This window comes from Bacillus sp. OV322, from assembly GCF_900112495.1.
Taxonomy (GTDB): Bacteria; Bacillota; Bacilli; order Bacillales; family DSM-1321; genus Peribacillus.
This window is the reverse complement of record NZ_FOMA01000003.1, coordinates 422,793-440,457: the sequence shown is the minus strand read 5'-3', so window position 1 is coordinate 440,457 and position 17,665 is coordinate 422,793. Positions and strand designations below refer to the sequence as shown.

At 42.3% G+C, this 17,665-nt stretch carries 20 protein-coding genes; all 20 read right to left on the bottom strand.

Annotated elements, in window-relative coordinates:
- Positions 1 to 48 precede the first annotated feature (48 nt).
- Positions 49 to 723 (bottom strand): menaquinol-cytochrome c reductase cytochrome b subunit, encoded by a 675-nt coding sequence (qcrB, locus tag BM126_RS09955; RefSeq protein ID WP_071351192.1) that lies wholly within the window; start codon positions 721 to 723, stop codon positions 49 to 51.
- A gap of 14 nt (positions 724 to 737) precedes the next feature.
- Positions 738 to 1,235, bottom strand: coding sequence for a ubiquinol-cytochrome c reductase iron-sulfur subunit (locus BM126_RS09950; RefSeq protein ID WP_071351191.1), 498 nt, complete (start codon positions 1,233 to 1,235; stop codon positions 738 to 740).
- A gap of 159 nt (positions 1,236 to 1,394) precedes the next feature.
- Positions 1,395 to 1,886: a YpiF family protein gene (locus BM126_RS09945; RefSeq protein ID WP_177201382.1), complete on the bottom strand. Its 492-nt coding sequence runs from the start codon at positions 1,884 to 1,886 to the stop codon at positions 1,395 to 1,397.
- Between the two features lie 379 nt (positions 1,887 to 2,265).
- Positions 2,266 to 2,811, bottom strand: a complete 546-nt coding sequence (locus BM126_RS09940) for a ReoY family proteolytic degradation factor (RefSeq protein ID WP_090989424.1) — start codon at positions 2,809 to 2,811, stop codon at positions 2,266 to 2,268.
- Between the two features lie 44 nt (positions 2,812 to 2,855).
- Entirely contained in the window at positions 2,856 to 4,127 is a 1,272-nt protein-coding gene (locus BM126_RS09935; RefSeq protein WP_090989343.1) for a tetratricopeptide repeat protein, read from the bottom strand.
- Positions 4,128 to 4,325: 198 nt separating this feature from the next.
- Entirely contained in the window at positions 4,326 to 4,541 is a 216-nt protein-coding gene (locus tag BM126_RS22310) for a hypothetical protein (protein WP_090989342.1), read from the bottom strand.
- An 18-nt stretch (positions 4,542 to 4,559) separates the two neighbouring features.
- Positions 4,560 to 5,849, bottom strand: a complete 1,290-nt coding sequence (gene aroA / locus BM126_RS09925) for a 3-phosphoshikimate 1-carboxyvinyltransferase (RefSeq protein WP_256213043.1) — start codon at positions 5,847 to 5,849, stop codon at positions 4,560 to 4,562.
- A gap of 21 nt (positions 5,850 to 5,870) precedes the next feature.
- The gene (locus tag BM126_RS09920) at positions 5,871 to 6,974 is read right to left on the bottom strand and encodes a prephenate dehydrogenase (RefSeq protein WP_090989423.1); all 1,104 of its coding nucleotides are present in this window, start codon (positions 6,972 to 6,974) and stop codon (positions 5,871 to 5,873) included.
- 141 nt (positions 6,975 to 7,115) lie between these two features.
- Positions 7,116 to 8,234 (bottom strand): histidinol-phosphate transaminase, encoded by a 1,119-nt coding sequence (gene hisC / locus BM126_RS09915; RefSeq protein ID WP_090989340.1) that lies wholly within the window; start codon positions 8,232 to 8,234, stop codon positions 7,116 to 7,118.
- 177 nt (positions 8,235 to 8,411) lie between these two features.
- Positions 8,412 to 8,777 (bottom strand): chorismate mutase, encoded by a 366-nt coding sequence (gene aroH, locus BM126_RS09910; RefSeq protein WP_090989339.1) that lies wholly within the window; start codon positions 8,775 to 8,777, stop codon positions 8,412 to 8,414.
- Between the two features lie 17 nt (positions 8,778 to 8,794).
- A complete protein-coding gene (gene aroB, locus BM126_RS09905) occupies positions 8,795 to 9,883 on the bottom strand; it encodes a 3-dehydroquinate synthase (protein ID WP_090989338.1) in 1,089 nt (362 codons plus the stop codon).
- 3 nt (positions 9,884 to 9,886) lie between these two features.
- Complete coding sequence (aroC, locus tag BM126_RS09900; RefSeq protein ID WP_090989337.1) at positions 9,887 to 11,059, bottom strand: chorismate synthase; 1,173 nt, start codon at positions 11,057 to 11,059, stop codon at positions 9,887 to 9,889.
- A gap of 442 nt (positions 11,060 to 11,501) precedes the next feature.
- Positions 11,502 to 12,275: a CheR family methyltransferase gene (locus BM126_RS09895; RefSeq protein WP_090989336.1), complete on the bottom strand. Its 774-nt coding sequence runs from the start codon at positions 12,273 to 12,275 to the stop codon at positions 11,502 to 11,504.
- A 343-nt stretch (positions 12,276 to 12,618) separates the two neighbouring features.
- A complete protein-coding gene (gene ndk, locus BM126_RS09890; RefSeq protein ID WP_090989335.1) occupies positions 12,619 to 13,065 on the bottom strand; it encodes a nucleoside-diphosphate kinase in 447 nt (148 codons plus the stop codon).
- Positions 13,066 to 13,159: 94 nt separating this feature from the next.
- Complete coding sequence (gene hepT, locus BM126_RS09885) at positions 13,160 to 14,122, bottom strand: heptaprenyl diphosphate synthase component II (RefSeq protein ID WP_090989334.1); 963 nt, start codon at positions 14,120 to 14,122, stop codon at positions 13,160 to 13,162.
- Positions 14,123 to 14,155: 33 nt separating this feature from the next.
- Positions 14,156 to 14,863 carry a demethylmenaquinone methyltransferase gene (locus BM126_RS09880; protein WP_090989333.1) on the bottom strand — a complete coding sequence of 236 codons (708 nt, stop codon included), beginning with the start codon at positions 14,861 to 14,863 and terminating at the stop codon, positions 14,156 to 14,158.
- Positions 14,864 to 14,868: 5 nt separating this feature from the next.
- Complete coding sequence (locus BM126_RS09875) at positions 14,869 to 15,693, bottom strand: heptaprenyl diphosphate synthase component 1 (RefSeq protein ID WP_090989332.1); 825 nt, start codon at positions 15,691 to 15,693, stop codon at positions 14,869 to 14,871.
- Between the two features lie 228 nt (positions 15,694 to 15,921).
- Positions 15,922 to 16,152 carry a trp RNA-binding attenuation protein MtrB gene (gene mtrB, locus BM126_RS09870; protein ID WP_083392109.1) on the bottom strand — a complete coding sequence of 77 codons (231 nt, stop codon included), beginning with the start codon at positions 16,150 to 16,152 and terminating at the stop codon, positions 15,922 to 15,924.
- 47 nt (positions 16,153 to 16,199) lie between these two features.
- Positions 16,200 to 16,766 (bottom strand): GTP cyclohydrolase I FolE, encoded by a 567-nt coding sequence (folE, locus tag BM126_RS09865; RefSeq protein WP_071351176.1) that lies wholly within the window; start codon positions 16,764 to 16,766, stop codon positions 16,200 to 16,202.
- Between the two features lie 236 nt (positions 16,767 to 17,002).
- Entirely contained in the window at positions 17,003 to 17,275 is a 273-nt protein-coding gene (locus BM126_RS09860) for an HU family DNA-binding protein (RefSeq protein WP_071351175.1), read from the bottom strand.
- Positions 17,276 to 17,665: the final 390 nt, after the last annotated feature.

Here is a 17,665-nt window from a genome sequence, read left to right as displayed (position 1 = left end):
ATCCCCCTCCTTTATGAAAAGGTTATTAATACTAAAAAACCAGAAATTTTACAATGGTCCGGAAATCCCTTGTTTACGGATCATCAGGAAGTGGCCAGCCATTAATGCCAGCAGCGCCGCAGGAAGGAAGAATACATGGATGGCAAAAAAGCGTGTCAGCGTCTGGGCACCGACAATTGTCGGGTCACCGGCTATTAATGTTTTAATGGCTGGTCCGATAAGCGGAACTGATTCAGCAATTGTCAGACTAACCTTTGTAGCAAATAGCGCTTTCATATCCCAAGGAAGCAAATAGCCTGTCAGGCCCAAAGCCAGCATAACGAAGAAAATCAGTACACCGACCATCCAGTTCAGCTCGCGCGGTTTTTTGTATGCGCCCTGGAAAAATACGCGGAGAGTATGTAAAAACATCATAACAATAACCAAACTTGCTCCCCAGTGGTGCATGCCGCGGACAATTTGCCCGAAAGCGACTTCATTTTGCAGGTAGTAAACAGACTGCCATGCATTTTTAATATCCGGAACATAATACATGGTTAAAAACATGCCGGAAAGAATTTGTATGGCTGTGATGAAAAACGTCAGCCCGCCAAAACAATAAACAAATGCAGAAAAATGATGTGCAGGGTTTACATGCTCAGGAACCTCGTGGTCAGCAATATCCCGCCATAATGGCGTAATGTCTAAACGTTCGTCTACCCAGTCATAAATCTTGTTTAACAATGTTTACGCCCCCTTTATTGCGGCTTCTTTGGACCTAAATAAAGAATTCCGTCTTTTTCTTTGGTTTCATACATATCAAGCGGTTTTGCCGGCGGAGTACCCGGTACGTTCACTCCTGCTTTTGTGTACCTGCCATAGTGGCAAGGGCAGAAAAACTGATTTGGGTTACCTTTGTCTGTGTTCCATCCGACCGTGCAGCCCAAATGCTTGCAAATAGGTGATAAGGCCACGATTTTACCGTCTTTTCCCTTATATACCCACGCAGTGTTTGTAACCTCAGATTCATACCAGCCGTCAACTTCCTTGAAAGAGAAGTCAACACGTTTAGGTTCATCGGTTAAATCGCTGACCTTTTCTTTGGTAGCGACAAAATTGCCGCCAGCGCTTGTTTTAAGAACAGGATCTACAGCAAACCGCACCATTGGCATCAACGCGCTCGCTGCCATAAACCCGCCAACGCCAGTGAGTGTGTAATTAAGGAATTGACGTCGTGAAACATTATGTTTACTCATGCTTTTTCCCCCCTTTATCACTTAACTGAGTCCAAAGGACCAATGAAATAAGAACACTATTAAACTAGGACATTACAATGATATATCAATAATTCGGCAAGGTCAATATTTCTCAGAATAATTTAAGCGCTTACAGATCCAAATTTCACAAAATTCGAACTAAATGGCTTTTTCCCAGTTTAAAGTGAATATTTCCATTACCTGGCGTACTTGTTCACTGACAAGAGAACGCGCCTGCGCAAGTTCAAGATGCTCAAGTGGAAGGGATGGAATCCAGATGAGGCCCCCTTTAAGCTCGCTTTCACATCTTTTCCATTCACTGTCACACGATAGAAAAAAGACGTGCTTGAAATTATTCTCGCGTAATTTTGCAGCCCATGAGTTAGCATAGCTATAATTTCTTTCCTCCTCCATTAAATAGGTCAACGAAGGCATGAGAAGAATCCTGCCTTTAAATTGCCTTTCAATTTCAGCGGATAATATGGCAAGGAATTCATACATGGAAGAAGATTGCTTCATTTGGCTGTCAAGTGAAATGGGAGCCAGCGGAATCAGGACCGTATCCACAAAATCCTTGGCCCCGTTATACATTTCAATATCTGCAGGTATCCATTTCATTTCATTCACTTCTCCATTCTTTTTAGGTGTCATACAATATTTTATCATTATTTCATTAATTTGGCATACCTGCTTTCTCCCGTCTTCTTCGCCTTCATTTCGAATAGTGATCTCTATTATAGGACAAAAAAACCAGATCCCTTATAAAAACAAGGGATCTGGCAAGGGTAGTCTTTCTTAAAATGGCCGGCTGATTTCCACTGCAGGATGCTCCGCTTTCCGCGGGGCGGGCGATGAGCCTCCTCAGCGCAAGCGCCTGCGGGGTCTCACCTGTCCCGCTGATTCCTCAGGAGTCTCGCACCTTTCGTTCCAATCAGCCTATTCCTATTATAAAGGTATTAAGACTTTTTCAGTGATATCCTGTCAGGCAGGGACTTTAAACCGGTAAAGCTATTTCCATGCCGGGTGCTTGTCAGACTTTTTGCAGCTTGAGAAGCTTTTCAGTCAGTGTTTTAAACATTTTTTCGTCGTTGTTGTCAAGCGCATCATCAATTTCCTTTAATATCCGGTCTTTCTGGAAAGACAAAATGGTATTTTCCAGGAATTGCTCTGCAAGAATCTTATCCTTATCATTGCCTGCCGTGCTTCTCGGCATAAATGGATTATTCTCAAGCACTGAAGCATATTGATAGGAAGAATAAGCAGATTTAAAATTCAGCTGGATAAATATATCTTCTTCCCGGTTAAGGCGGATGTCATGAAATGACTTTTCAGCATCCGTTGTCATGATATTGGACTTATAAAATCTGAAAGGAGCTTCATCCACACAGTGGGTTGACATGATCAGGCCCCGCGGGCAATACTGTGCATGCTCCACAAAATGAACTTTTTTCATCAGCTGGTCATGGCTCATCAGGTAATTTAATATCCAGACGCATTCCCTTCTTTTAAGCTGATAATGATTTAAAAACCACCGAATAAAATCTTTCTTTTCGTTCACAGATACAGGGGCAGCCACCATGAGTTCCCTCCTCTGTATTAGATTTTCCCACCCTGGCTAACCTACATTGAATCAGGTTCTTCTGCAAGCCGTTCTAGCATCATTGCATAATCATCGTTTGCAGGATTCATTTTCGTAAGCTTAGTAAATATTTCTCTGGAGGTATGGCGGTCTCCTTCTTCAATTAAAAAGAATCCGTAATCTTCTAGAAAATCTTCATTGCTGTTAAATGAATTATATGCTTTATGATAGCTCTTTAATGCCTCTTGATATTGCTCATTTTTCTGATAGCTTACTGCAGCCATCCATTCAAACTGGGGATCGTCCTCACCATATTCCCTTACACTCTCGATGCATTCCAGCACTTCATCATATCTTTCTTCGTGCATCAGCAATTTGATAAGAGTCAGCACCGCTTCAAGGTAACCTGGATCGATGGCAATCGCCTCTCTGAATAATTTCTCTGCGTCTTCTGAAACTCCTTTTTTCAGGGCGATTTTTCCGCCGAAAAAATAAAGCTCCTTATTGAATTCATCTTCCCGGATTCCTTCCTTTACAGTTTCAAGTGCAGAATCCAAGTCTTCAAGATGTTCGTATGTTTTTGCAAGGTGCAGATAAAGTGAATGATACTCTTTATCCAGTTCCTTCAATTCAGTGAATTTTGTTGCCGCCGTTTGATACATGCCCGCCTGGTATGCTGTAAAGGCATATTCAAATAAAGTGTTGATTTCCAGTTTGTCCTTCAGGGCCTTTTCAAAGTACGGAAGAGCTTCTTCAAACTTTCCGGAGGTGCTTAGTGCCTCTGCAACTCTTTGATTCACATTAGTGCCGCCTATCTCTTCCTGCTGCTCCAGCACCTTTATGTAGCTTGACACGGCATCCTGGTCTCTTCCCTGCTGGTAATAAAGCTCTCCCAATGCAAAATCAATGAGGACTTCGTCCGGCAGCAGTTCCTTTGCTTTCAGCAGTTTTCTTTCGCTGACTTCGTCCATTCCCTGAAGCTGGAATAAATCAGCTTCCAGCAGCAATGCACTTGGATAAAGGTCATCATCAGGACTAACTTTCTCAAGCAGCAGCATGGCTTCATCTTCCTGGTCCAAATCAATAAGAATTTCAGCAAGGGAGACAATAAGCTCCCCTTCATTAGGGTACAGCTTGAGCAAATGCTCAAATATATCTTTTGCTTCCTCAATAAAACCCAGCTGAAGCATTTCATCTGACAAAACCAGCATATCCTCAGCTGATTCAGAGGTTTTAATTCGATTTATATGAACAAAAGCGTCTTTTAATTCGCCTTTTTTCAAATGTTGAATGGCTTTATCCACTATATTCATGAAATTTTCCTTCCTGTGATAGTCAGTCTGCACCTGCAGTCTACGGTGAATTAAAAAATCGCAGCAGGAAAAGCCGTGACTGGCATCACTCAGTGCTTAGCACTTTTTACTTCAGCCTGCATAATTTCCGCCGCCTGACTTATCGCATTATTAATGCTGCGCTTATCAGTTTATCATAATTACGTTCGGCATTTCCATTCACACTCCTTGCCTGCCTGGATTTTCGTAATTCCTTATCCATGGCTTCTCCAGCACAATACGATTTTCCTTTAATTCTATGGCCAAAAATCCAGCAAAGCTTCCTTCCTTTTTCACGGAAGATGGGCGCTGATATTCTTGAGTCCCTGAGAAGAAAAGACTGATTCCAGAAAAAGCTGTTTTTATGGAGAAATCTGAATAAATGATAAAAAACACCAGGGTAAAAACCTGGTGCTACGATGGAATGAGTGTATTTAAATGATCGAAAAACTGCGGATATGAAACTTCTATTGCCTCAGAGCCGGTAAGATTCATTTCTCCTTCTGTAATGAGCCCTGCTATTGCCAGCATCATGCCGATGCGGTGGTCTCCATGGCTCGAAACAGTATTTCCGGCAAGGGGTTTTCCGCCTTGGATAATTAATCCGTCATCAGCAGCCAGAATGTCAGCACCCAATTTGGATAACTCTCCTGCAACTGTGTCAATCCGGTTCGTTTCTTTTACCTTTAATTCTGCGGCATCTTTAATGATCGTTGTTCCGCTTGCGTGTGCAGCAAGGAGGGCAATGATCGGTATTTCATCAATCAATCTTGGAATCAGGCTGCCGCCAATGGTTATCCCCCTCAATTGAGAAGATCTGACGGTTATTGTGCCGTATGGCTCACCTGATTCTTCTGCATGATCAATAGTAATATCAGCTCCCATTTCCTTCAAAACGTCAATGATGCCGGTTCTGGTAGGATTCAGGCCTACATTTTCCAGGATCACTTCACTATTCTCCGTGATGGCTGCTGCGGCCATAAAAAAAGCAGCAGATGATATGTCACCTGGAACAGAAATATGTGTACCCTTTAATTTCTGGCCGCCTTTAATCGTAATTTTATGGCCGTCTTTTTCAATTTCCCCTCCGAAAAGAGTAATCATTCTTTCCGTATGATCACGTGTTTTCTCCGGTTCAATAATCACTGTTTCCCCTTCGGCCTGCAGTCCAGCGAGAAGGATGGATGATTTAACCTGTGCACTTGCAACAGGCAGTTCATAACGGATTCCGCGGAGCTGTCCCCCCCTAAGTGATAATGGAGTGAAGTTCCCATCTTTCCTGCCGTCAATTTTGGCACCCATTTGGCGCAATGGCTGAACGACGCGGTTCATCGGCCTTTTTGCAATAGAAGAGTCACCTTGTATAGAGACATGAAAGTCAATTCCAGCTAAAATTCCCATCATGAGACGGATGGTTGTTCCTGAATTGCCCACATCAAGCTGCTCAGTTGGCTCTATTAACCCTTCAAGCCCTTTCCCGATAATAGAAACAGAATCCCCATCAGCGGAAATTTGGACGCCAAGTGCCTTAAAGCATGAAATCGTGCTCAGGCAATCTGCACCCGGCAAGAAATTTTCAACAGTGGTCTTGCCTTCAGCAATTGACCCAAACATGATTGACCGATGTGATATAGATTTATCACCTGGTACTTTAATAGATCCCCGCAATGAGGAGATTTTAGTTTGAAGCTTTCTCGTATTCACTGACATCCCCCTATTTGTATATTAAGCCAGGATTGTTTCATAGTCAGTTAACCTGCCTATGCAAGCTGCTGCTTTCTCTCTGTCTTCATCTGTCTGGAAGCTGATGACCAGCACTCCGTAGATTTCTTCTCTAGTCTCGAGTATCCTGATGTTTGTTATGCTGATTTCTTCATTTGCTAAATAGCCGGTTATTTCTGAAATGACACCTGCAAAGTCCGGGATATTTATATATAAATCGTAAAATGCAGGGATGGCTCCCTTTGCGCTTTGAGGCAATTCATCGCGAAATGATTTTGCATTTTTAAAAAAACGGTGTATTTCCGTGCCGTCTTCTGCTTCCATAAATCCTTTAACTTCGTTCATCATGTCAAGCCAATCTTCCATAAGTGCAAGCAGGACATCTTTGTTATGCAAGAGGATATCGCGCCACATGTCAGGACTGCTTGAAGCAACCCTTGTTATATCCCTGAACCCTCCTGCAGCGAGCCTTGCAACCAGATTATTTTCTTTGCTATAGCCTTCCGCCTGTTGAACAAGGCCAGCTGCTACAATATGAGGAAAATGGCTGATGACGCCTGTCAGCAAATCATGGGTCTCAGGGGAAACAACAAGAAAATTGGCCCGAGTGCCAATGAGCCACCCCTTTAATTTTTCTACATCCTCATCCTCAATCCCCATTCCGGGAGTAAGAAGATAGAAGGCATTTTCAAAGAGGTTATCTTTCGCAGCACCTGCACCGCTTTTATGCGAACCTGCCATAGGATGGCCGCCTATGAAGGTAATTCCGTTTGCGGAAAGTTTTTCAGCTCTTTTCACAATGGTGCTTTTGGTGCTTGCTGCGTCTGTAACCAGCACCCCCGGCTTTAGAGGAAGACTGGACAGTGCATCCAGGACTTTTTCTGCCGCTGTTACGGGAACGGCAATGATGATCAGATCTGCCTCAAGGGATCCTTCTTGCAGGGAATCGGCTGATTCATCTATAATTCCAAGCAGCTTTGAAAGTTTGATATTCTTTTCACTGATATCATATCCCGTGATTTCAGCATCGGGATGTCCCATTTTAATGTTTTTTGCCAGTGATCCGCCTATTAAACCCAATCCGATGACAAATACTTTTTTGGCCATGTTTTCCCCCCGCTTTTTTTTAATGTTGCCGGTCAGTGTCAGCATAAGCAAAAAATGCAGGAAAACTGCCATTTATTAAATGCAGGCCAATTGTTTAAGTCCGGTTATTTGATCTTAACAATTAACCTGCTGGGCAATAACTCATAACACTGTGTCAGCGGCATTTTTTTCGCTTGCAGCTTTTACATACTCTCTCATCACTTGGATGATTTCTTCATTTTGTTCATGCGATCCGATTGTAATCCGGAGACTTGTAGGGAAGCCAAGATTTTTTCCGGAACGCGTGATAAATCCGCGCTCGAGCAAAAACTGGAATACTTCATCAGCATCTCTATTAAAATCTATTAATATGAAATTCCCTTGTGAAGGGTAATAGAAAAGATTTTGTTCTTCGCAGAAAGCATAGTACTGTCCGAGTCCTTCACGGTTCACCCGCTTGCATGTTTCAACGAATTCCTGATCTTCCACTGCAATCATAGCAGCCCTTTGGCCAAGGGTATTGACGTTGAAAGGTTCTCTTGCAGGCTCCAGTTTTTTAATGATATCTTCGTTCGCCATTCCGTATCCTACTCTAAGGCTTGCCAAGCCATAAATCTTGGAGAACGTCCGCAGCACGATGATATTTTGATATTCATTAATCCAATTTGACGGATCAGGAAGGTCCTCAGCAACTGCATACTCAAAATATGCTTCATCCAAAACAACGAGCACATCGCTTGGAACAGCATCCAGAACATTCCGCAGATCTGTCTCGTTTATATAAATCCCAGTAGGATTGTTTGGTGAACATAGCCATAGAACTGCTGTATTTTCATCAATGGATAACAGCATTTTTTCTAAATCATGCGCCCCGCCGATCAGCGGAATTTCCCTGATTTCGGCTCCCTCAAGAACGGCATTATGGCGGTACTGGGGAAATGTCGGCGCAGCCATGACTGTGTTCAGACCAGGTGCAAGCAGGCTGCGTGAAATCATCTGAATGATCTCATCTGATCCATTCCCGAAAATCAATTCTGTTTCCTTCACTCCTGCATGCCGGGCAACAGCTGTTCTTAACAGTGTGGCATAGCCATCCGGATAAAGCGCAAGAGATTCATTGAATTCAGCTAGATATTGCTTTACTTTGGCGGAACTTCCAAAAGGGTTCTCATTTGATGCAAGCTTTGTAATCTTGTCAAGGCTATATTGCCTCTTAACTTCCTCAATTGATTTACCAGGCTGATAAGGCTTTAAGGCAAGAACGGCTTCTTTCCATTTCATCATGACCACTCCTTTTTTCATCACATTAAAGCGATAAAGATAATTAAATTATATCACAGTATGCTGCCTGTTTAGCTTGTACCTATAAAAACAGTTCTTGTCAGGCCACCCTTTTACCTCCCGCAGCAAGCGGGAAATTTCATTTTTTTGCAGTCAGACGTTTAGAGCAGTATTACATTATGCTTCCTTTAAGTCCGGACGCAATGCCACAGCTTTCTCCTGATAAATATGCTGAATATCCTGCTGACTTTTTTCTGTATTCCAGTGCACCATCATCCTTATGCAGGCAGGCAGGGATCCTGTCACAGGAATCTCTGTCATGCACATGACAGGAACGTATTTCCATCCTTTCACCTGCCGGAGAGCCTTTGCCGGAAAAGCGGATGAAATGTCTTCTGTGACAGAAATGAAAACAGAAGCTACCAAGTCTGGTTCAATTCCATTCGCTGAAATCATTTCAGACAGTAATTTCTCTGATGCTTCGATAACGTCTTTTTCTGTGTCTTTATTTACTGTTGTTGCCCCTCTGACTCCTCTAATCATTTCTCACCCTCCCTTGTTTACTTGCTGGTGTACATGGAATCTAAATCAGCCAAAATAACTGAAGCCGGCATATCAGCGAGCAGCGGCGAACCTATTTCGTTTAAAAGCACAAATGTCAGATTTTCCGTAACGGTTTTTTTATCTTTTTTCATTAACTCCACAAGAGGCTTTTTATCGAGCTGCTTCGGTACTTCAGTCTGATAGCCAAGCTTCTTCACCCAGCGCAGGAATTCCAATTCATCAAATTGCAGGTTTTTATATTTTTTGCTGAGGTACAGGGCAAAAACCATACCAATCAAAACTGATTCACCGTGTGTGAAGTTTCCATAACCCATCAGCTTTTCAACCCCATGGCCAAGTGTATGCCCAAAGTTCAAATATGCCCGGACTCCTGTTTCCTTTTCATCAAGGCCAACAATCGACGCTTTGATATTTATTCCTTTTTTTATTACTGTCTGATATTGCTCGCTGCTCATGCACCGTAAATCCGTGATATTCTCTTTCAGCCAGTGATAAAAACTGCCATCCGCTATCAATGCATGCTTGATCACTTCTGCAAAACCTGACCTAACCTCACCTAGAGGGAGTGTGGTTAAAAAATCAAGGTCATAAAATACAGCTTCAGGCTGATAAAAAGTCCCTATCATATTTTTCCCCTCTGGATGGTTGATGGCAGTCTTCCCTCCCACTGCACTATCATGTGCAAGCAATGTCGTGGGAAGCTGTATGAATGGAATACCCCTCATATAGGTTGAAGCCACAAACCCTGCCAAATCTCCAACAGCACCTCCGCCTAAAGCCAGGATGAGGGATTTTCTGTTCAGGTTATTTGCCAGCGCGAATGTATGGCACTCAAGAAAGACTTCAAATGTTTTGGCAAACTCCCCTTCCGGTACAAGTATTGACAGCACGTCTTTCCCTGTATTGGATAGGGTGCTTTTTACCTTATCCAAATGAAGTCCGGCCACTTTTTCGTCAGTGATGATTAGAATCTTATTAGCCCAAGCCGCATGTTCTTCAATAAATGCCGGCAGGTTTGCAATAACACCTTCACCGATAAAAACAGGATAATTTTTTGACGAAGTTTTGATATCAATCCTGTCCATGTATTAAAACTCCTTAATTTCTTCTCTGTATGCCTTCAGATAGCTTGCAAGCTGTCCGAATTGATCAGAAGGGAATTGTTCGGCAATGGCAGCAGCAAGCTCCCAGGCCACCACTGCTTCAGCCACAACAGCTGCTGCAGGAACAGCACAGCTGTCACTTCTCTCAACACTTGCCTGGAATGTTTCCTTGGAATCAATATCCACGCTTTTTAAAGGCTTATATAAAGTGGGGATCGGCTTCATTACACCGCGCACGACAACTGGCATGCCTGTTGTCATCCCGCCTTCAAAACCACCCAGGCGATTGCTAGTCCTGTAATAGCCTCTTTCTGGATCCCACGCAATTTCATCATGCACCTCACTGCCAAAGCGATGGGCAGCTTCAAACCCGATGCCTATCTCAGCGCCTTTGAAAGCATTAATACTCATGATTGCTGCTGCAAGCCTGGCATCGAGCTTGCGGTCATAATGCACATAACTGCCGACTCCAGCTGGCATTCCCTCCACAATCACTTCCACAATTCCTCCAATGGAATCGCCATTTTTCTTGGCATCATCAATCGCATCCATCATATTCTGTTCTGCACTTTTATCAAAGCAGCGGACAGGTGATGCTTCCGTTGCTTCCTTCAGTTCTTTCAGCGAGCTGTATGGAAGTGATTCCGCCTTTATGCCGCCAATCTCAAGAACCTGTGAAGCTATTTCAATACCAAGCAAAGATAACATCTTTTTCGCCACTGCTCCTGCGGCAACCCTTACCGTTGTTTCACGTGCTGAGGATCGTTCAAGTACATTGCGCAAATCTCTGTGTCCGTATTTAATTCCGCCGTTTAAATCCGCATGCCCTGGACGGGGCCTGGTTATTTTTCGTTTAACTTCTTCTGCTTCTTCTTCACTGATAGGTTCACTGCCCATAATTTTGGTCCAGTGTTTCCAATCTTTATTCTCTACAACCAAGGCAACCGGCGAGCCCAGTGTATAACCATGCCGTATGCCTGAAGCAATGAAGGCCTGGTCTTTTTCAATTTGCATCCTGCGTCCGCGGCCATGTCCTTTTTGCCTCCTGGCCAGTTCTTCTGTAATATCTCCTTCTGTAATCGGCATGCCTGCAGGCAAACCTTCGATTATCGCAGTAAGCTGCGGACCATGTGATTCTCCAGCTGTTAAATATCTCAATTCCCTTCACTCCTTTTGTGCTGTAAAGCGTGTATGTACTAATATAACACATTTTATCATGAAACGGCCTGCCATACATTAAAAAATTCTTCCGGTTATCTAAAAATTAATCCTTATTCATGCTCTAATCTAATATTGGGCGGCTGTTTTCGTAAACATTGCTGCTACCTGAACAAGGGGTGATTTCCGTGGGGCGGGCGGTGAGCCTCACAAGCAATGCTTGCGGGGTCTCACCTTCCCGCTAATCCCACACTGTCGCACCTTACACTCCAATCTACCTGGTTTAACAACAGGTTCACTTCACAGAACAATTAAAAAACAACAATCTTTAAGAAAAGAGCCCTATAAAAAAAAGGCTGAGTATCCACAAATAGGATACACAACCTCATTATAAATCATTAAAATGCCGAAAAAAACTTTTCCATCTCTGAAAGACAGCAATCTAAATCTTTTTATAGAAAAAAGTATCTTCAGTTTCAAATTCAAATTGTGAGGGGTTGAAAATCTGCTCCGTGCTTCCTACAAAGAAAACTCCTCCGCTTTTTAATGATTCACTGAATTTTTTGTATAAAGAGTTTTTGGCTTCTTCCGTAAAATAAATCAGGACATTCCTGCATACAATCAAATCATACTGAGATTGAAACCTGTCTGCAAGCAGATTCTGTTTCTGGAAAGTGACAGTTTTTTTTATCTCATCTGATACCAGATAATATTCCCCTTCTTTTGAAAAATGTTTGTTCTTCATTTCAGGTGGCACTTCATTTAATGACCGCTCAGGATAAACACCTGTTTTGGCCCTGGCCAATACATTCTCATCAAGATCTGTGGCAAATATCTCTATCTGCGAAAGCGGGAGCCAGTGGGAAAGCACCATGGCAATCGTGTAAGGCTCTTCCCCTGTGGAACAAGCAGCGCTCCAGATTTTCAGTTTTTTGGAAGATCCGATCAAACGGGGCAAGATTTTTTTCTCGAGCACTTCCCAGCGTTTTGCATTGCGGTAGAACTCAGAAACGTTAATTGTAATCCTGTCCAGGAATTCGTGAAGAAGGGCAGGATTTCCTTGAATATCGCGAAAATATTCCCCAAAGGATTTGAAGCCTTTTTTTTCATATAATGATGTTAACCGGCGTTTCATTTGTGCTTCTTTATAAAGAGACAAATCAATGCCGGTCAGATTTTTAATGCTGATGATAAATTGTTCATAATCCTGTGGCATACTCCAACGACTCCCTGTTAATTTTTCCATCTAAATAGGTATATCGGATCAAATGGCGCATAATTTATGTTTCTGCTGATTTTTGTTCATTTTAAAAGGCTGTTTTCGTAAACTTTGCTGCTATGGAACAAGGGGTTGATTTCCGCTCCAGGATGCTCGCTTCCCGCGGGGCGGGCGGTGAGCCTCACAAGCAATGCTGCGGAGTCTCACCTTCCGGCTAATCCCACACTCTCGCACCTTACACTTCACAGAACATATTAAAAAACAGCAATATTTAAGAAAAGAGTCTTTAAAAAAATAAGGCCAGAACTTTTTTAAAGTTCTGGCCTTGATAAACCTATTTTCAGTATACCCACTCGTTAATCAGCTTTGAATATTCTACTAGTTCTTCTTCTTTAAAGAACAGGCCAATTTCACGAACAGCGCTTTCAGGAGAATCAGATCCGTGAATAATATTCTTGCCTACAGTTACTGCGAAATCGCCGCGGATTGTGGCAGGAGCTGAATCCTTAGGATTTGTAGCACCCATCATTTGACGTGCAGTGCCAATGACATTTTCGCCTTCCCATACCATCGCAAATACAGGGCCGGAAGTGATGAAATTAACTAGTTCACCGAAGAATGGACGTTCTTTATGTTCACCATAATGCTTTTCTGCAAGCTCCTGAGAAATGCTCATAAGCTTTGCTCCTGCAAGGTGGAAACCTTTTTTCTCAAATCTTGATACGATTTCACCGATTAAGTTACGTTGTACGCCATCAGGCTTGACCATTAAAAACGTCTTTTCCATAATTGTCCACTCCCACTATGTATTAAGTGATTTGCCTTTTTCAGGCAGTCGTTGAAATATTATCATGGTTTATCGGAATACGCAATATATACCCTTAAAACTTTCTTTTGCCAATGTTTTTGGCAATTTCGGATAGTGCTCTTTTTGCCCTGATTGAGGGTAGTCCGTCTAACTCCCTAAAAGCTTTATCCAGATAGGAACTGCTTATTTTTGAAGCTTCATCAATGGCACCCGATTTCTTAATGGCATCGATGATTTCAGGCATTTTATCAGCGTCCATTCCTTCATGGACTGTTTCTATCAAGGGCTTTAAACCATGGGATTTCATGGCTATCAAAACAGGAAGAGTGATGTTCCCCTGGATCAGGTCACTTCCTGCAGGCTTTCCGAGATCTTTCTCTGATGATGTAAAGTCAAGAATATCATCCGTGATTTGATAGGACATGCCGACATAATACCCGAAACGGAATAATTTTTTATGTATTTCTTCATCTGCCCCCGCAGCCAAGGCCCCAAGCTGGCAGCTGGAAGCAATCAGAAGAGCCGTCTTGCGGCGGATTCTTCTCAGATAAGTCCGCAGGTTTTGTTCAAAGTAAAATTTATGCTGTATTTGCTCGATTTCTCCGACACACAGCTCCACCATGGTATGTGAAAGGATTTGATGAGCGAGCGGGTTAGATATCTGCGTCATCATTTCAAGCGAGCGGGCAAATATGTAGTCGCCTGTATACATAGCGACTCGGTTATCCCATTTCGATTTAATGGTAGCAGCTCCTCTGCGCAAATCGGAATCATCCACAACATCATCATGCACAAGTGATGCAGTATGAATGAGTTCAAGTGATACAGCAACATGTTTTACAACATGAATATCATAGTTCCCAAACTGTGCAGCCAGCAATACAAAAACTGGGCGAATCCTTTTCCCGCCTGATTGCAGCAAATGCAAAGACGCTTCTGTTAAAACAGGAGATTCAGCCTGTATGGCAGCCTCTAGTTCTTTTTCAATTAATTGCAGATCCGTATTCAAGAAAGAATACAACATTTTAAATTTCATAAACTCCACCCAGCTTTGCAAATGCTTTTGCTACTATTTATCAGTTTTATATCCAAAATGCGAGGCAGCTACTCCTCCGGTATGGGCTTTATAACTTACATTGGCAAAGCCTGCTTTTTTAAACATTGCTTCCAATTCTTTCATGCCGGGAAAATCACGGGCAGACTCCTGAAGCCATGAATATTCGCTGAAACTTTTAGCAAATAATTTTCCGAAAAGCGGCATAATGAAACGGAAATAGAAATAATACATTTGTTTGAAACCAGCCATTGTCGGCTGGGACGTTTCAAGGCATACAGCCATTCCGCCGGGTTTAAGGACACGGTACATTTCCTTCAGCACGGTCATGTAATCGGGAACGTTTCTAAGCCCGAAGCCAATTGTCACATAATCAAAACTATTATCCTCAAACGGCAGTTCCATTGCGTTGCCATGTATAAGAGTAATGTTGTCCGATTTAAGGTCCTTCACCTTTTGTTCACCGATTTTCAGCATGTTTTTGCTGAAGTCAAGACCAGTGACCCTGCCTTTCGGACCTGTTTTTTCAGCAAGCGCAATGGTCCAATCAGCTGTTCCGCAGCAGACATCCAGAGCTTTTGATCCAGGCTTGACATCCATTACCTGCATCGTGGCTTTCCGCCATTTTATATGCTGTTTAAAGCTGATGACAGAATTCATCGCATCATAATTTCCATATATTTTTTCAAATACATGATGGACTCTTTCTTCTTTTGATTCCAAATCGCTTACCCCTCTTCCACGAATGAACTTGCTGCTACGGCTGTCTGTTCAAGGATTGCACTTACTCTCTTTTTAAGCTGGCTAGCAGGAGAAAGCTTGTCCGCTGCTTGTTTGGCTGACTTTTGTGCATATATGATGCAGTGGTCCATTTTATTCAGCAGGAATTTTCTTTGTTCTTTTGACAATTCGCTGTATTTATCTTTATTGGAAAAGGAAATCTTCGCAAGAATTTCCATAGCAAGTGACTTCCCGCCAGTTAAAAACCTGTCTTTTTCCGATTGAAGCCGGTTCAATAATAGCAGGCTTCGTGATAATTCCATCCACAAAGGCAATTTATATAGATCGGCTGTTTTATATATTAAAGAGGATTCGATTACGCCCAGGCTATGCAGCAGGCCGGACGTTTCATCTATCGTCTTTTGATATAAGGCGATTTTATGCTCGTTCATATCCTTTGTTGCGCTGGCCAATATGCGGATTAACGGCAGGTTTTCTTCATCTGCCAGGATCTGATAATATAAACCGCTATAAAAGTCACCAGCCAGGACAGTCAGCTGCCGAGTTCTGAGCACTTTACCGCTTTCGCCGCTTCCCACAGAATTCGTGACGTTCTCATGCGTATCAAGAGCGACCTGCATAAGCATGGCAGATAAGATGCTGCTGTTTTTGTCTTCTTCAGGCATATCCAATTCATTGAATAGGCCCCATAAGAGCAGCAGTTTATCTTCATCGATCAAGGGCTTATCCAGGAACTCGGCCAGATATGGATGATTTGCCTTTGATTCAATCATTCCTTTTAATTTTGTTAAAAGATTATTTATATTTAACAATTGAGATCACCTTGCATCCCCGTAAGATAATTTTAATTATTGTTCAGTTTAGTGTTCTTGCCGTTTAAAAAACCCACATCATTATAACATAAAAATATTAGGTTGGTACTTTGAACACATTATTTTTGCAATAAAGCAACTGAACGGTATGCATTACGGCATTATAGCAAGTTCCCATGTGATAGGCGACAGGATATTTTTCAAAAAGAGAATAATATCCGGTCATCCTTATTTGTCAGAAGAACTCTTTTTTGACTCGCTTTCAATTTCTCCATATGGAGTATAAATTTTAGCATGTCCTCTTATTTTAATCGCAGACGTATGCTCAGTGAATTGGGCTATCATCACTTCCCCGGAGTCGAGCTTTTCAGAGTGATGAAATTTTGTATCCGTGCCCCGTGTAAGCCCAATGACGTTGACGCTGTCTTCTATCGCTTTTATTACTACAAAATCATTCATGATTTTATCTTCCACTATTCCCCGCCGCCTTTCACTTGGATTACCGGTTAATTTTTGATGAATGACAGCACTTCAGATCTGGTGCGGTGATCTTCAGCAAATACTCCCCTTACTGCAGAAGTAACGGTTTTTGCACCAGGTTTCTTGACTCCGCGCATTGTCATGCACATGTGCTCCGCTTCCACAACCACCATTACACCATGCGGCTCCAGCTGTTCCATGATGGAGTCTGCTACTGTAGAAGTAATCCTTTCCTGCAGCTGCGGTCTTTTCGACACAGCCTCTACTGCTCTCGCCAGCTTGCTTAACCCAGTAACACGGCCGTTTTTAGGGATATAAGCCACATGGGCATTACCGTAAAAAGGCACAAGATGATGTTCACATACAGAATAAAACGGGATATCTTTCACGAGCACCAGCTCTTCATGGTCCTCGCCGAATATTGTTTGAAAGTACTCCTTTGGATCCTGGTTCAGGCCTGAAAAAATTTCTTCGTACATCCTTGCAACCCGCTTCGGTGTATCAAGCAATCCTTCGCGCTCAGGGTCTTCTCCGACAGCTTCCAGTATCATCCGAATTGCTTCTTCTATTTTTTCATGGTTTACATTTGCCATGGTTCATCCTCCTAAAATCAATCATTCATTATGTATATCACAATCGTATCCATGATTGCCCTTCTGACTCTCGGGGCAGAAATAGGATTTCCGATTTACCGCAAAATTTGGCATATGCTCTATTTTAGCAAATATCCCAGCTGTAATGTATCTTATCACACTTTAAAAATAAGAAGCAAAAAGGACCACGCTTTGTTTCACGTGGTCCTCCTTTAACGCTAACAGTCAGTATGTAATTACTTAACAGCGTCTTTAAGTGCTTTACCTGGTTTAAATGCCGGCACTTTGCTTGCAGCGATTTCGATTTCATCGCCAGTTTGAGGGTTGCGCCCTTTACGAGCCGCACGCTCACGGACTTCAAAGTTGCCAAAACCAATTAATTGAACTTTATCTCCACTTTTCAAAGCGTCTAAGATTGTATCAAAAACAGCATCAACAGCTTTCGTAGCGTCTTTCTTAGAAAGCTCTCCTGCTTCTGCAACTGCGTTAATTAATTCTGTTTTGTTCATGCCATTCACCTCCTCCCAAAGAACTTTATAAAAAATCAATATTACAAACACTGTATAATAGTGATTTGTTACTTTTAGCTGCAACACTAGCCCTGTCCATTAACAAAAAAACGTTGGCAGTTTAGCATTGGCATACCCGGAAAAGGACCGGGAACATGAATTAGTCAGGTTAAAATGGCGTCTTTACGCGTTTTCTGTATGTAGATTATCATAAATGTCATTCTCTTAGCAAGGAAATTCAAAAAATAATGGGAATCTTTTCATAAGAATTTGCATATATTAAAAATTTTTCCTTCTGCATACCTGATTCTTTCCCTAAATAAGGCGGCATAAACAAAATTAATTGTTTAAAACACAGATATAACAAGGGTTTTATCACTTCATTTGTGT